Raw genomic sequence first — 15,119 nt, 5'->3', positions numbered from 1 at the left:
CGAATTTTAGTGCCCTCGCGGGCGTACAACTGTTACTTGAGGATGTTTGACTGATGCCGAAACTCCATCTGGTTCGACTGATGCGTGAACGTATTGCCCGGCTTGGCAACAAGGCCGCCCTGCGCGTACAACAGGATGGCCAGTGGCGCGCCATCGGCTGGCGTACCCTGGGACAGGCCATGGACTACTGTGCCCAGGCGCTGATCCGCGCCGGCCACCAGCCAACCGAAATGGTCGGTCTCTACGCTCGCAATATGCCGGAGTGGACCCAGGCAGATCTCGGCATCCTCGCCGCCCGCGGCGTCAGCGTGCCCATCTACCCCACCAGCACCCTTGAGCAACTCAGGTACATAGTGCGCGATGCCAGTATCGGCCTACTGTTCGTGGGTGAGCAGCCCCAGTTCGATCAGGCGCTGACCTTGTTGAATGATGGCGAGATCCGCCAGATTGTCGCCCTCGATGGCAAGGTCAATCTGCGCGGCTGCGCCCAGGCCAGCCACTTTCAGGAATTTCTCGCTTCCGGCAACCATCAGGCCAGCGAGCAGGAGCTGCAGGTGCGGGAAAGCCAGTACCGGATGGATGACCTGCTGACCCTGATCTACACCTCGGGCACCACTGGCGAACCCAAGGGGGTCATGCTCGATTTTGCCAACATCGCCGCCTGTTTCGAGATGCACAACAGCCGCCTGGACCTCAACGAGCAAGATGTGTCGCTCTGCATGCTGCCGCTGAGCCATGTGTTCGAACGCGCCTGGACCTACTATGTGCTCTACTGCGGCGCCGAGAACGTCTACATTCGCGACCCGCAGAAGGTGATGGACGTCATCGGCGAGGTGCAGCCGACCGTGATGTGCGCCGTCCCGCGCCTCTACGAGAAGGCCTATGCCATGATCCAGGCCAGGGTTGCCCAGGCGCCGCGCCTGCGCCGCGCCCTGTTTGGCTGGGCCACCCGCGTCGGCAAGCAGATGGTGGCGACCCGTCAGGCGGGCAAATCAGCCTCTCCCCTGCTCTGTGCCCAGCTCGCGCTGGCGGAGCGACTGGTGTTTCGCAAGCTGCGCGCCCGCTTTGGCGGCCATACCCGCTTCCTGCCGGTGGCCGGCGCTCGTCTGGCCGACGACGTGAATCTCTTCTTCCAGGCCATGGGGCTCAACCTCAAGTACGGCTATGGCATGACAGAGACCACGGCTACTGTCTGCTGCTATGAAGATCAACAATTCAAGCTGGGCTCCATCGGCACCGCCCTCAATGGCATCGAAGTGAAACTGGGGGAGAACAACGAGCTGCTGGTGCGCTCCCCCACCGTGATGCGCGGCTACTACAACAAGCCGGAAGCCACTGCCGAGGTGATGACCGCAGATGGCTTTCTCTGTACCGGTGATGCGGGCGAGCTGGACAAGGACGGCAATATCTACTTCACCGAACGGCTGAAGGAGCTGATGAAGACCTCCAACGGCAAGTATGTGGCCCCGCAACTGGTGGAAGGGACCATCGGCAAGGATCGCTTCATCGAGCAGATCGCCATCGTCGCCGATGCCCGCCACTTCGTCTCGGCGCTGATCGTACCCTGCTTCGAATCGCTGGAAGAGTACGCCCGCTCCATAAACCTGCAGTACCAGTGCAAGACGGAGCTGCTGCGCCACTCCCGGGTGATGGAGTTCTTCGATGCCCGCATCCAGGATCTGCAAAAGGAGCTGGCCAAGTTCGAGCAGGTGAAGAAGTTCACCCTGCTGCCGAGCGCCTTCTCCATGGAGCTGGGAGAGATCACCCCCACCATGAAGCTGCGCCGCAAGATCATTGAATCCAAGTACCAAAGCGAGATCGAGGCCATGTACAACCATGTCTGAGTACAACCACGTCTGATCCCGCCCGCCATGAAATCAAAAAGCCGCTCATAGAGCGGCTTTTTGCTGTCTGTCTGACAAGTGATCAGGGCAGTTTGACCAGTGGCAGCTCGCGCATCTCGGTGGGACGGCCCCCCTGGATCTTGTCGACCTCTGCCAGCGCCTGCTTCACCTCATCCCCATTGCGCAGCAGACGATAGGTCAGATCGAAGGTCTTGGTCTCCCCCGGCTGGATCTTGGGCACCAGCCCCAGCGGACGCTGGTACTTGGTACTGTAGGCATAGCTGGTGCCAGGCTCGATACCCGTCACATACCCCTGGGCCCGGGTGTCGGTGTTCTTCCACAGGGTCAGCACGGGCAGCTGGTGGGTATTGTAGGCCACCGCCACACCGGCGCTGCCCTGCCGGTTGTTGAGCACAGCCAGCGTATTGCCATCGGCATCGCTGTAAGGCACCAGGTTGAACACCATCTCGTCGAAACCCTTGGTCGGCCCCAGATAGGTTTGCCAGCTCTTCAGGCCCGCCTTGGCGTAGTCGTTGAACGGGGAGATCTGCTTCACCGGCGTGCTGACTTGCGCCCCCTCTTCCAGGATCGGCGCCCCGAAATTGCTGTGGTAGATGATCTGGTACTCGTTCTCATAATCCGCGTGGTTGGTCAGCTTGTCCTGCAGGGAAAATTCCGCCTGACCGGGCACTACGCTCAGCTGGGTCCAGGTAACCAGCTCGCTCATCTTGAAGGTGCGCTCATCCACCCGACCCAGCACATGAATGGCATAGGGCGGCTCCTCATCTATGGTCACGCTGACCACGGATGCCGGTATGTTCTGCACCCGGCCATGCAGGCTCTTGAGTCGGCCGTCATCGTCCACCCCGGGGTGACCTGTCCACTCGTAACCGCAGCGCACCAGCATCTCGTTGAAGCCATCGAGCCAGCCGAGACCGGCGCGGCTCTCCAGATCGATGAAGGCCGGGTTGACCACCTCCTTGACGGGAGAATCCCAGCCGAGGCGCAGATCGGCGCCCTTGACCTCCTTGATCCCCATGCCTCGGGTCGGCACCAGGGTAATTTTCATTACGCCGTTGTCGACGATCAGCAGATCCACCCCCTCCTGCCGTCCGCCGTGCAGCCGCTTCTTCTCGATGGAGAAGGGTACCGGGCTCTTGATCCCCAGCTTGTCGCTGGTGATCTTCCAGTCCCCCACATCCAGCCCCTGCTGGGAGTCGGTCAACAGGAATTCGGCGGCCTGGCCAGAGCTCGCGCCCAGGGCGAGCAGAACGGCAATGGAGAGTTTCTTCAACATGGATTTATCCTCGTGTCTCTTGTTCTTGTGAATGGTTTTCGTGAAAGCTGAATCGTTTCAGTTGGCGAGACGTTAGGCCCCCATCCCACAAGACTCAAGCTGTAAAAGGGCGAAATGTGAGCCGATTGACAATAAAAGCCCCACCCACCCTGCTGAAGTGAAGGCTGACTCACACTTATTTTCGGGTACTTTTTGGACGCGTTGGCGTGCTGGCTGGAATGACAAACCGCGCAATAAAAAGCCGCTCCCGGGAGCGGCTTGCAAACAGAGAAGCAGAGGGATCAGGTCGTGGTCTGACGGATACCGAAGTAGTCGGCCAGGAAGTCATCAAACGACAGGCTGTCGCTGCGTTCACGTTCCCGCTGCTTGGCCAGGGATTCCCGCGCCTCGGCGGCGAAATAGGCCTGATCCCAGTACTGCAGCTCACCGGCCAGCATCTCTTCCCGGTAGCGGATCGCCAGCTCGTCGCCGAAGCAGCCGTTGTCCTGGCCGCTCGAAAGCAACTGCTTGAGCAGACGGGCAGAGTAGGTCAGATCCGGGTTGAGCAGCTTCTCCCTGTGCATCGCAAGGGTCTCGCGGTAGCGATTGCGGCCACAGCAGCGATCCAGCAGCTCGGCCACCTGGGCCAGCTCGTCAAACAGCTGGAGGCCGTACTCCTTGAGGCCGATGGCGTTGCCCTGCTCGTCTTCCAGTTCCAGGCCGGGGCGACGCCCTTCCAGCACTACCTTGTTCTGGTTGCGGCGATTGCGGGCAATCTCCTCGTCACCCAGCACGGGAGACGGGCGCAGCAGGCACCAGACCAAGAAGAGGTCGAAGAAGCGGATCTGATCCGCATCGATACCAAATGGCGTAAAGGGATTCACGTCCACGGTGCGCAGCTCGATATATTCGATGCCGCGCTGCTCCAGCGCATCCGAGGGTTTCTCGCCGCTGTGCGGGGTGCGCTTGGGCCGGATCGGGGCGTACAGCTCGTTCTCCAGCTGCAGCACGTTGTCGTTGAGCTGACGATACTCGCCGTTTACCTTGACCCCAATCTTGGCGAAGTCGGGATCATGGGTGTTGATGGCACGACGCAGGCTGCTCACATAGTCGGGCAGGCTGTCGTGGCTTATCTTCAAGCCTGCCTGAGCGCTGTTGGTATAGCCAAGATCGGATAACCGCAGCGCTGTGGCGTAAGGCAGATAGAGGGTGCCCTTGCCGGTTTTCTGGAACGGCAGGCTGCTCTTGCGCCCCTTGAGGAAAGAGTCACAGATGGCCGGCGAGGCGCCAAACAGATAGGGCACCAGCCAGCCGAAGCGGTAGACGTTGCGAATAAGCCCCATGTACTTGTCGGAGATGAAGCGCTGGCTGCAGCAGCCCTCGCCCACCAGATCCTGCCACTCGCACCAGAAGCTGTCCGGCATGGAGAAGTTGAAGTGTACCCCGGCAATCACCTGCATAAGGCTGCCGTAACGGTTCTTCAGCCCTTGCCGGTAGAGGGTCTTCATCCGCCCTATGTTGGAGCTGCCGTACTGGGCCAGCCGTATGCTCTCCTCGTCGCCGACGAAGCAGGGCATGGAGAGCGGCCAGATCCGCTCATCACCGAGATGGTGGATGGCGTGACGATGAATGTCGCCCAACTGCTCCATCAGGCTGTCGATGGAGTCGGTCGCCGGTGTGATGAACTCCAGCAGGCTCTCGGAGTAGTCGGTAGTGATGTTGGCGTGGGTCAGCGCAGAGCCCAGACTTCTCGGGTGATCCGTCTGGGAGAGAGTCCCTTGCGGGGTAATGCGCAGACATTCACGTTCGATCCCGCGCCGGATCCCCTTGAGGGCCGTCAGCCGATCAGGCGAACCCAGGGCGGTCAACAACTCGGTGAGTGAGAAGCTAGTCGTAGTCATATTCACGGCTCATGTGTGGCCGCCCCTCAGGGGGGCGACACTATTTTTATGAAGCGCCCTCAGGGCAGCTGCAACGGATAGATGGGAAGATGAAGCTCCTTCAGGGGTTTTTCAAGCTTTTGCTTGTCACCCACCACCACAATCACCATGTCAGCCGGATCGAGCCAACGGGCGGCACTGGCTTTGAGCACCTCGGGTGACACCGTTTTGATCAGCTGGTTCTGGGCCTGCACATAGTCCGGCTTCAGGTCATACATGATCATCTGCAGCAGGAAACCGGCCTTCTGGCCAAGGGTTTCGTAGGAGAGGGCATCCTGCTGGGAGACGGCACTGCGCATATAGGCCAGCTCCACCGGCGTCGGGCCGCTGTTGCGATAGTTGTCCATCTCTTTGAGGAACTGACGGATGGCATCCACGGTCGCATCGGCCCGCACATTGGCGCCGGTGGCGAAGGTACCCACCTCGCGATTGGCGGAGAAGCCCGAGCTGGCGCCATAGGTGTAGCCCTTGTCTTCCCGCAGATTGAGGTTGATACGGCTGTTGAAGTTGCCACCCAGGTTGAAGTTCATCAGCCCGGCGGTGAAGTAATCCCCCGTGGTATCAAACGGCATGGCGCGACGGCCAATGCGGATCACCGACTGGGGAGCCCCGGGCTTGTCCACCAGATAGATACCCGGCTTGGCCTGCTCGCCCTCGGGCTTGAGGCTGCCAAGGGTTGGCGCTGCCCCCTTCCACTGGGTCAGGAAGCCAAGTTGCTCCTCCACCTGCTGCTGGGCTACGTCACCCACCACCACCACCTTGGCGTTGGTCGGGTTGTAGTAGTTCTGATAGAAGCGCTTCACATCCGCCAAAGTCAGCTTCTCGACATCGGCCAGCACACCGTCGCCCGGTTGACCGAGGCGGTTCTCCTTGCCATAGACCAGCTCACGGAAGGCCTGGCCTGCCAGCCACTCGGGCTGCTGCTGGCTCTGCTTCATGCCTTGCAGCATCTGCGCCTTGACCCGCTCGAAGTCAGCTTCCCGCATGCCGGGGCGCTCGAATACCTCGCGTACCAGACCCAGGGTCTGGGGCAGCTTGTCGGTCAGGCTGCTGATGGTGACCAGGTTGCTGTACTGGGCACTGGAGACGCTGACGCTGGAACCGAGCTTTTGCAGCTCGTCGCTGAGCTGGGCCTCGGTCAGGCGCACCGAGCCCTGACCCAGCATGCTGGCGGTGAGGCTGGCGAGCCCAAGCTCTCCCTTGCCCTCGGCCCGCATGCCGCCCGGCAGGGCGATCATGATGGAAACGGCCGGGATCTCGTCACTCTGGGTACCGATGATCTCGATGTTCTTGTCGAGCTTGCCGTGCCAGATGGCAGGTACCTTGACGCTGACCGCCTCGCTCGCCTTGGGCTGCACGCTGCGATCGAAGTTGTCCTTGACCGGACGCAGCGCCAGCGGTTCGTCATGCTGGCTGTAATCCGGCAACACCCGCTTGGCAGGGGTGAAGTTCGGCTTGGCCACCTGCCAATCCGTCTTGCCCTTGGGCACTACGCTCAGCACTACAGCGGGCTTGCCCAGGATGAACTTGTCGTAGGCCGCCTTGACCTGTTCAGGTGTCACCTTGCCGATGGCATCCAGGCTCTTGAACACATAGTTGGGGTCCTGGGCAAACACCTGGCCCATGGCGAGCTGGCTCACCTTGCCGGAGACGCTGTCGAGCCCCCAGATAGCGGAGGCACGGTAGCTGCTGATGGCCTTTTCCAGGTCCTCCGGTTTGAGGCCGCGACCGGCAAACTCGCCGATCACCTTGTCCACTTCCCCCTTGAGGGTCTTGAGGCTGCCATCTACCGTAGGGTTGGGATAGGCATAGACAGTCAGGGTGCAGGCCAGCTCCTCGCAGTAGTGGGAAGCGCCCACGTCGATGGCCTTGCCGGTTTTCACCAGCGACTGATAGAGCATGGAGCTGGCGGAGCCACCGAGCACGTCGGCAAACATGTCCAGCGCCGGCTCCTGCGGGTCACCGAGCGACACGGTCGGATAGCTGATATAGAGCAGCGGCAGGTGAACCTTGTCTTCCAGCGTCACGTAACGGGTCTCTGGCAGGGTCACGGGGGCAGGGGTCGGCTCTGCCACGTCAGGGCCACGGGGGATGGAGCCAAAGTATTGCTCAATCCAGGCCAGCGCCTGCTTGGTATCGAAGTCGCCACCCAAGGTCAGGGTGGCATTGTTGGGGCCGTACCAGCGCAGGAAGAACTGCTTGAGGTCATCCACCCCGACCCGGTCCAGATCCTCCACGTAGCCGATGGGCTGCCAGGAGTAGGGATGGGTGCGCGGATAGAGCGCCTCCCCCACTTTCTCGCTCACCAGACCGTAGGGTTGGTTGTCGATGCGCTGGGCCCGCTCGTTCTTGACGGTGGCGCGCTGGATCTCGAACTTCTTCTGGCTGACCGCATCGAGCAGGAAGCCCATGCGATCCGCCTCAAGCCAGAGCACCTTTTCCAGCTGATTGGCCGGCACAGTCTCGAAATAGTTGGTTCTGTCCTTGTTGGTGGTGCCGTTCATGTCGCCACCGGCCTCGTTGATGATCCGCATATGCTCCTGATCACCAACGTGTTTCGAGCCCTGGAACATCATGTGTTCGAAGAAATGGGCGAAGCCGGATTTGCCTACTTGTTCACGGGCCGAGCCTACGTGATAGGTCACATCCAGGTGTACCAGGGGATCGGACTTGTCGGGCGCCAGGATCACGGTAAGACCGTTGTCCAGCTTGTACATCTGATAAGGAATACCGAGCTTGCCCTCTTCCTTGACCTGCTCCGATACCAGGGTAGGTGCCGCGAGCGTCGGCAGGGTGAAGCCCAGAAGAATGCTGAATGGAATGAGTTTGTTCACGGTTACCTCGTGAGTGAAGAAAAGGGCTAGAAAATGTGACTGGCCAGCAGAAAAATCAGGGCATAACGCAACAATTTGCCGAGCCCGATCAGGATGAGGGAGCGCCAGAAGGAGAGGCGCAGCCAACCGGCCAGCAGACAGAGACCATCGCCGACCACGGGTGTCCAGGCCAGCAGCAGACACCAGTGACCATGTTGTTTGAGCCAGCCGAGGGCTTTTTGTTCCCCACGGCCTTGAAAATCTTCCGGTTTTTTCTTGAAGGTGGCGAGCCAGCCAAGCCACCAGGTGGTCATGGAGCCGAGGGTATTGCCCAGGGTCGCCCACAGCAGCAGGCTGGTCATGCTCCACTGCCCCTTGGCGGCCATGGCCCCCAGCAATACCTCAGAGCTGCCAGGCAGCAGGGTGGCGGAGGTGAAGGCGCTCAAAAACAGCCAGCCCAGCCCCATCTCCATCAGGTCATTCATGGGGGATCACCATACGCAGCAAACTGGCGACGCTGGATGGCCCAATCGATCATCAGGTACGGCCGCCCTCATGACTTTCCTATGAGGTCTTGCTCGGCCGCAGGCATGCGCAGCAACAGCTTGCCACGAACATGGCCCTCCTCGATGGCCTGATGGGCCAGCCCGCCGTCTGCCAGTGCAAACTCGGCAGAGACGGTCACCTGCACCTGCCCCTGACGGAGCAGGATCAGTATCTTGGCCAGTTGCTCGCGGTCGGGGTGCACCAGCATGCCAAGCACCTCAACGCCAGATCCCGCCGCCGCCTCCTTGATCTGCTGGGCTGTTATGGTGGGCACAGTCACCAGTTTGCCACCGGGCTTGACGCAGGCCAGCGCCGCCTTGCCGCTCTCGCCCCCCATCAGATCCAGCACCAGATCAACCTGACCGGTGTGGTCCACGATCTGGGAAACCCAGTCAGGGTCGTGATAATCCACCATCTGACTGGCCCCCAGACTATGGAGGAAACTGTGATTGTCGCGGCTGGCCGTTGCCACCACCTCGGCACCATCAGCAGCAGCAAACTGCACCGCCAGATGGCCCACGCCGCCCGCACCGGCCAGGATCAGCACTCGCTGTCCCGGCTTGAGACCACCGTGCTCAAACAACCCTTGCCAGGCGGTGAGGCCCGCCAGCGGCAAGGCGGCCCCTTGTCCCAGGGTCACGCCGTCTAGCTTGATCAGCTCCCCCTCACTCGCCACGACGGATTCGGCATAGGCGCCCCCCGCCAGCGGAAAACCCACCATGCCGCACACTTGATCACCCTCTACCAGTGACGTGACGCCAGGGCCGACTTTCTCTATCACGCCCGCCACATCATAGCCGGGTGTCCAGGGCAACTTGTCCTTGTTCTCGGCCGCCGCCCAGCCAAGGCCGGCGCGGGTCTTGGTATCGATGGGATTGACGCCCGCAAAGCAGATGCGCACCCGGACCTCCCCTTCTGCAGGTGCCTTATCGAGGGAAGGGTTGAGCTTGAGTACCGAGGGGTCGCCGAATGCGGTAATCTGTAGCTGCGTCATTGCACAATCCATCCTGTTGATTGATCAAGGGTCAACAGAATAACAGCGAGGACACCATGGCTCGAATGTTTCTTATTCCTCTGTTGCTGGCTCTGGGGTGGTGGGCCTTGCTGCTCTACTTCCGCATCCCGCTCAAACAGGGGGCCAAGGGGTTTTACTGGATCATCGGCATAGGTGGCGGACTGGCCGCTTTCCTCAGCCTGATGATGGTACTGACTCACTAGCCAAGCGCCGCTCACGTCGCAAAAGAAGGGCCACCCCGAGGTGGCCCTGATTTCAACCGGCTTGCGAGCTGAGATGGTAGTGGCGGTTGCTGCCCTGCCCCAGCACCCCCTCCGCCAGCAGATGCTGGAATACCCTGTCCACCTCCTCCAGCGACAGCGAAAGGGCCTGCGCCACCGAGCGCTTGCTGCACTTGAGCTCGCCGCTCTCCAGCACGGAGCGCACCTGGGCCACCACAGCCGGCTCGGGTTCCGGCTTGCTCGCCACCATGGGCACTGTGGCCGCCAATTCAGCCTGCCGCGCAGCGGCCTGCTCCCTCGTCTGCTGCCAATGCCACATGCGGCGAAAGCGGTTCTCCTCGCCAATCAGGCTGACGAAGAAGGCGCCGAATACATCCAGCAGCACGGAGAGGAAGCAAACCAGCAGAAACTGTACCTGGATGAGGCTCATGCCCACCCCGTCCGCCAGGCTGCTCATCAGCCCCAGCATGGAGGATTGCTCGTTGACCGGCTTGGCGTCACGCTCCTGGCGCAACTCATCCTGCTGCAATCTGAGCTTGGTGTTGGCCTGCTGCAAGCCACTGACGCCGCTGGAGATCCGCGCCATCTCTATGTACTTGCGCGCCGCCTCCTCGTTGAGCTGGATCTGGCGCTCTATGCTGGCGATCTGCTCGTCGAAACGGGCCAGCTCCCGCTCGTGTCGCGCCTGCTGACTCAGCACAGTGTTGGTGGCACTGTTGATGCCACCTATGCTGCCGCCGATGGAGATGGCCGCCAGCACGCTGTAGAACAACAGCGACCAGAAGGCACCGCCGAGATCCCGCCGCGCCTTGCACTCGCCATATTCGTACCAGACATAAAACTTGCCAAGTTCGAAGATGATGGCCAGGCCGCCGAACAGCCACTTCATCAACGGGTTGTCATCGATGGAGAGAAACAGCAGCAGGGAGAAGACAATGGAGGCCAGAATGGCCAACCCGGTAAAACTGTACACCGTGGTCAGTGCGAACCACCCCTTGGGGTAGCGCAGTACGGCAGAAGCCTGTGTAGTCATGGTGAAGAGGGGATGCCGTGCAGGAAAAGTTGGCTGCCGATTATAGTCGCCGGACTCGCAGAGAGAAGGGCAAACTATTGAATTGCTTCAGATAGAGAGCCAGCTGCCCAGAGTGCGACCAAATCGAACAAATCGGCAGCAGGGACGCGCTACAATCGCTCCCCTGACTGAATCCCGTTATGTGGTTATATGCGGTTCCGCCCAGGTTCAGCCCGGCAGGACTACACTGATCCGCTATCGTCACTACTCGAGGCCATCATGAACAAAACGACCACTATGCTGCTGTCCCTACTGCTGGTGAGCGGTGCCCCCGCTGCGCAACAACGCCAGGAAAATAGCGGCTCAACCTTCTCCGTTGAGGAGCTGACATTCAATCTGGACTGGGACGACAAGCAGTTTAACTGGTCGCAAACCGATTGCCTTGATCTTGAAACCGGGGGCGCTCTCCCTGCCGATTGCAACAAGGCAAGGCTCAATCTGGACGATCAGGAAAACCGCAACCAGCCCCCCAGCACCAACGAGATCCAGGTCAACCAGCAGAGTAGCCAGTAACAACGGGAGTATTCTTGCCATGAATCCATTCAAGCGCTACCCCACGATTAACCGCGGCGCACTGCTGCTCTCCCTGCTCGTAGTGCAGGGCACCGCTTTTGCTGCGCCCCCCTCCAAAGGAGCCGACGGCATCAACATCTCCGGCAATGACATCAAGATCGATCTCGACTGGGATGACAAAGAGTACGACTGGTGGCAGAACCACTGCCTTGATCTCGATATTGGCGATGGCCGCATCAAACTCAACTGCGACAAGATGGATGGCAAGTACCGGGATCACTACAACCGCAGCATCCACAGCGGCAACAACCCGGGACAAGGTCACGACAAACACAAGGACAAGAGCAAGGGCAACGGCAAGAAGAACTGAAGTCCCTCTCCTGATGCAGCAGGGGCCTGATGCCCCTGTGCTCATTTCGTTACCAGTAATTCTCCGCACTGATGTTGCCGGGGGCTCGCCGCAGGTTCTTGGCCAGCCCGAGTTCCAGCAAGGTCTGCTGGGTCTCCTTCACCATGGCCGGATTGCCACAGATAAGCACCTGGCTCTGCTCGGGTGAAAATGCGACCCCGACTCGCGCCTGCAGTCGCCCGTCGGCGATGGCCGCCGGGATCCTGCCAGCCATTGCCCCTGGCCACCCTTCGCGACTGACGAAGGGAACATAATGAAAGCGCGCCCCGTGCTGCTCGGCAAAGCTGGCGATCAGCCCCTGGTAGCTAAGCTCTTCTCCTCTTCTCACCCCGTGCACCAGCACCAGGTTTTCGAAGCGGTCGAAGGCCTCGCCATCCGCCAGCATGGAGAGAAACGGGCCTATGGCAGTGCCGGTGGAGAGCAACCAGAGATCGCGACCGGACGGCACCTCGTCAAGGACCAGAAAGCCGGTGGCCTGGGATTGCACCAGCAGGGTGTCGCCCTCCTGCAGAGAGCCAAGAGATGGCGTCAGCTCACCGTCCGGGATCTCGACCAGATAGAATTCGTGATAGGGGGCTGAAGGGGGATTGACGAAGGAGTAGGCTCGCTGGATGCGGCGCTCGCCCTGCGCGAGGGCCAGTTTGGTAAATTGTCCTGCCTTGTAGGGGGCAAGCTCTGCCGCCACGCGCAGGGAAAACAGGGTGGGGGTCCATTCGATGCGCTCGATGACCCGACCTTCGACCCAGGCTGCCATAGGGATCTCCTCAAGAGGAACAGAGCTTCACTCTACCCTTTGATCCCAAAATAAAAAACCCGCGCAAATGCGCGGGTTTTTTTGCAACAGCGAATCGCTATTACAGGGCAACAACCTGAACTTGTACGGTTGCTTTGACGTCAGCGTGCAGCTGAACAACAACTTCGTACTCGCCGGTGTTACGCAGAACGTTGCCCATGCGGACCTCGCTCTTGGCAACAGCAACGCCGGCAGCAGTGATGGCATCAGCCACGTCACGGGTACCGATGGAACCGAACAGCTTGCCTTCGTCGCCAGCTTTGGAGGCGATAACAACAGCAGCCAGTTCACCCAGCTTGGCAGCGCGCTCTTCAGCGGCAGCTTTACCGGCAGCCAGTTTGGCTTCCAGTTCAGCACGGCGAGCATCGAAAGTCTCGATGTTGGCCTTGGTAGCCATAACGGCTTTGCCTTGCGGGATCAGATAGTTACGGGCGTAGCCAGCTTTAACAGCGACTTGATCACCCAGACCGCCCAGTTTGGCGATTTTGTCGAGCAGGATAACTTGCATTACCTTTCCTCTATGGAAGTTGAGTTAGGCTTAAGTGCCGGGCCGATTCTTACTTGTTGTGCAGATCGGTGTACGGCAGCAGAGCCAGGTAACGAGCACGCTTGATGGCGCGTGCCAGCTGACGCTGATACTTGGCGCGGGTACCGGTGATACGGCTCGGTACGATCTTGCCAGATTCAGTGACGTAGTTTTTCAGAGTAACGATATCTTTGTAGTCGATCTCGGTAACGTTCTCGGCAGTGAAGCGGCAGAACTTACGACGACGGAAATAACGTGCCATGGCCTTTATCCTCTATTCAGTGATCCAGAATTACTCTTCGGAAGACGCTGCTTCAACAGTATCTTCGCGGCGCTCGTCGTCACGACGGACGAAGCGCTCTTCCTTGGCCTTGGCCATCGGAGAAACTTCAGTCACGGCGTGCTTGGTGCGCATGATCATGTTGCGGATAACGGCATCGTTGAAGCGGAAGTTGGTTTCCAGTTCATCGATAACGGCTTGCTCTGCTTCCACGTTCATCAGAACGTAGTGAGCTTTGTGCAGCTTGTCGATCGGGTAAGCCAGTTGACGACGGCCCCAATCTTCCATGCGATGGATAGTACCACCCGCGGTGGTGATAGCACCGGTGTAACGCTCGATCATACCGGGTACTTGCTCGCTCTGGTCCGGATGAACCATGAAGACGATTTCGTAATGACGCATTTTAGCTCCTTACGGATTAATTCAGCCTCCGCCCAGGTGCAGCCAGACCTCGGAGGCAAGGAACGTATGGTGTGTTTAGACGCTGCTTTCTAGGGCGGCATATTGTACGAAATCACATCCCTCACTGCAACTGGCCGCCGCAGATGTTTTTATCTATGGGTATGATACAAAACATCAATTGATAACAATTATCATTTAGATCTATTCTATCTCCATAATCTTATGGAGGGTGTTTCCATGCAACCCGCGCTGACCACGGCCATTCCGGCCCGCAAATTCAAGCTTACCCTGCTCGGGCCCGCCTTTATCGCCGCCATCGGCTATATCGATCCGGGCAACTTCGCCACCAATATCCAGGCTGGCTCCACCTTCGGTTATCAACTGTTGTGGGTGGTGGTGTGGGCCAATCTGATGGCCATGCTGGTGCAGACCCTCTCCGCCAAGCTCGGTATCGTTACCGGCAAGAACCTGGCGGAACACATACGCGACAGGCTGCCCAAACCGGCGGTCTGGGCCTACTGGGTACAAGCGGAGATCATCGCCATGGCGACCGATCTGGCCGAATTCATCGGCGCAGCGGTCGGCTTCAAGCTGCTGCTCGGCGTCACCCTGCTGGAAGGCGCCGGCATCACGGCCGTGGTGACCTGGGGCATTCTCATGCTGCAGAGCCGCGGCCAGAAGCCACTTGAGTTCGTGGTTGGCGGCCTGCTGCTGTTCGTGGCGGCGGCCTATATCGTCGAGCTGGTGTTCTCCCGCCCCCACCTGCCGAGCCTGCTGGAAGGGGCTCTCTTCCCCGGCCTGCCCAACAGCGAGGCGGTCTATCTGGCCGCTGGTGTGTTGGGTGCCACCGTGATGCCCCATGTCATCTACCTGCACTCGGCGCTGACCCAGCACACCCAGGATCAGGGCACAGTGCCTCAGCGGCTTAACACCACACGGGTAGACGTAGCCATTGCCATGACCATAGCCGGCTTCGTCAACCTGGCCATGATGGCGATGGCGGCCGCCGCCTTTCACAGTTCTGGCAACCAGCAGGTGGCCGAACTCGAATCTGCCTACCAGACTCTCACTCCCTTGCTCGGGCAGGCGGCCGCCACCCTGTTCGGCCTGTCCCTGGTGGCCTCGGGTATCTCCTCCACAGTGGTCGGGACCCTGGCAGGACAAGTAGTAATGCAGGGTTTCGTGCGTTTCACCATACCGCTCTGGCTACGCCGTGCCATCACAATGGCTCCCGCCTTCGTGGTGATCGCCATGGGGCTCAATACCACCGAGATCCTGGTGCTGAGCCAGGTGGTGCTCAGTTTTGGTATAGCGCTGGCACTCATTCCGCTGCTGATCCTGACCGGCGATCGGGCGCTGATGGGAGAGTATCGCAACCATCCGGTGACTCAGGCTGTCGGTCGCCTTATCGTCGCACTGGTGATCGGCCTCAACGCCTACCTGCTGGTCGCCATGATCTAGCGCTCACG

The 15,119-nt window shown here is 60.0% G+C and carries 15 protein-coding genes; 5 read left to right on the top strand and 10 right to left on the bottom strand.

Going from position 1 to position 15,119, the window contains the following annotated elements; translation table 11 throughout:
• Positions 1–53 precede the first annotated feature (53 nt).
• Positions 54–1,844 (top strand): long-chain fatty acid--CoA ligase, encoded by a 1,791-nt coding sequence (locus GWQ29_RS20135; protein WP_275920179.1) that lies wholly within the window; start codon positions 54–56, stop codon positions 1,842–1,844.
• An 82-nt stretch (positions 1,845–1,926) separates the two neighbouring features.
• Here GWQ29_RS20135 and GWQ29_RS20130 read toward each other — a convergent pair whose 3' ends face one another.
• The 5 genes from GWQ29_RS20130 to GWQ29_RS20110 all read right to left on the bottom strand — a co-directional run bounded on the left by GWQ29_RS20130 (position 1,927) and on the right by GWQ29_RS20110 (position 9,425).
• Positions 1,927–3,141 (bottom strand): aldose 1-epimerase family protein, encoded by a 1,215-nt coding sequence (locus tag GWQ29_RS20130; RefSeq protein WP_159165599.1) that lies wholly within the window; start codon positions 3,139–3,141, stop codon positions 1,927–1,929.
• Between the two features lie 281 nt (positions 3,142–3,422).
• Positions 3,423–5,021 (bottom strand): glutamate--cysteine ligase, encoded by a 1,599-nt coding sequence (gene gshA / locus GWQ29_RS20125; protein ID WP_275920178.1) that lies wholly within the window; start codon positions 5,019–5,021, stop codon positions 3,423–3,425.
• A gap of 59 nt (positions 5,022–5,080) precedes the next feature.
• Entirely contained in the window at positions 5,081–7,894 is a 2,814-nt protein-coding gene (locus tag GWQ29_RS20120) for a pitrilysin family protein (protein WP_275920177.1), read from the bottom strand.
• A gap of 26 nt (positions 7,895–7,920) precedes the next feature.
• The gene (locus GWQ29_RS20115) at positions 7,921–8,358 is read right to left on the bottom strand and encodes a VTT domain-containing protein (RefSeq protein WP_021138609.1); all 438 of its coding nucleotides are present in this window, start codon (positions 8,356–8,358) and stop codon (positions 7,921–7,923) included.
• Between the two features lie 68 nt (positions 8,359–8,426).
• Positions 8,427–9,425, bottom strand: coding sequence for an NADP-dependent oxidoreductase (locus GWQ29_RS20110; protein WP_275920176.1), 999 nt, complete (start codon positions 9,423–9,425; stop codon positions 8,427–8,429).
• Between the two features lie 44 nt (positions 9,426–9,469).
• On the opposite strand from GWQ29_RS20110, the gene GWQ29_RS20105 reads away from it, so the two are divergent.
• Positions 9,470–9,637, top strand: coding sequence for a hypothetical protein (locus tag GWQ29_RS20105; RefSeq protein WP_162265158.1), 168 nt, complete (start codon positions 9,470–9,472; stop codon positions 9,635–9,637).
• Positions 9,638–9,689: 52 nt separating this feature from the next.
• Here GWQ29_RS20105 and GWQ29_RS20100 read toward each other — a convergent pair whose 3' ends face one another.
• Positions 9,690–10,688: a Preprotein translocase subunit SecY gene (locus tag GWQ29_RS20100; RefSeq protein WP_275920175.1), complete on the bottom strand. Its 999-nt coding sequence runs from the start codon at positions 10,686–10,688 to the stop codon at positions 9,690–9,692.
• A gap of 258 nt (positions 10,689–10,946) precedes the next feature.
• On the opposite strand from GWQ29_RS20100, the gene GWQ29_RS20095 reads away from it, so the two are divergent.
• Together GWQ29_RS20095 and GWQ29_RS20090 are read left to right on the top strand one after the other, a co-directional pair.
• Positions 10,947–11,240 carry a hypothetical protein gene (locus tag GWQ29_RS20095; protein ID WP_174218916.1) on the top strand — a complete coding sequence of 98 codons (294 nt, stop codon included), beginning with the start codon at positions 10,947–10,949 and terminating at the stop codon, positions 11,238–11,240.
• A 19-nt stretch (positions 11,241–11,259) separates the two neighbouring features.
• Positions 11,260–11,610: a hypothetical protein gene (locus tag GWQ29_RS20090; protein ID WP_275920174.1), complete on the top strand. Its 351-nt coding sequence runs from the start codon at positions 11,260–11,262 to the stop codon at positions 11,608–11,610.
• Between the two features lie 49 nt (positions 11,611–11,659).
• Here the strand turns inward: GWQ29_RS20090 and GWQ29_RS20085 are convergent, their stop codons facing one another.
• The 4 genes from GWQ29_RS20085 to rpsF form a co-directional block, all read right to left on the bottom strand.
• On the bottom strand, positions 11,660–12,403 hold the full coding sequence (locus GWQ29_RS20085) for a ferredoxin--NADP reductase (RefSeq protein WP_265422215.1): 744 nt from the start codon (positions 12,401–12,403) through the stop codon (positions 11,660–11,662).
• Between the two features lie 100 nt (positions 12,404–12,503).
• Positions 12,504–12,950 carry a 50S ribosomal protein L9 gene (rplI, locus tag GWQ29_RS20080; RefSeq protein WP_005313386.1) on the bottom strand — a complete coding sequence of 149 codons (447 nt, stop codon included), beginning with the start codon at positions 12,948–12,950 and terminating at the stop codon, positions 12,504–12,506.
• A 49-nt stretch (positions 12,951–12,999) separates the two neighbouring features.
• Complete coding sequence (gene rpsR / locus GWQ29_RS20075; RefSeq protein WP_005313392.1) at positions 13,000–13,230, bottom strand: 30S ribosomal protein S18; 231 nt, start codon at positions 13,228–13,230, stop codon at positions 13,000–13,002.
• 30 nt (positions 13,231–13,260) lie between these two features.
• Positions 13,261–13,650: a 30S ribosomal protein S6 gene (gene rpsF / locus GWQ29_RS20070; protein WP_005313395.1), complete on the bottom strand. Its 390-nt coding sequence runs from the start codon at positions 13,648–13,650 to the stop codon at positions 13,261–13,263.
• A 237-nt stretch (positions 13,651–13,887) separates the two neighbouring features.
• On the opposite strand from rpsF, the gene GWQ29_RS20065 reads away from it, so the two are divergent.
• A complete protein-coding gene (locus GWQ29_RS20065) occupies positions 13,888–15,111 on the top strand; it encodes an Nramp family divalent metal transporter (protein WP_275920173.1) in 1,224 nt (407 codons plus the stop codon).
• Positions 15,112–15,119: the final 8 nt, after the last annotated feature.

It is taken from the genome of Aeromonas sp. 2HA2 (assembly GCF_029237345.1).
In the GTDB taxonomy this organism is placed as follows: domain Bacteria; phylum Pseudomonadota; class Gammaproteobacteria; order Enterobacterales; family Aeromonadaceae; genus Aeromonas; species Aeromonas salmonicida.
The sequence above is the reverse complement of the archived record's forward strand: the minus strand, read 5'-3'. Positions and strand labels throughout refer to the sequence as shown.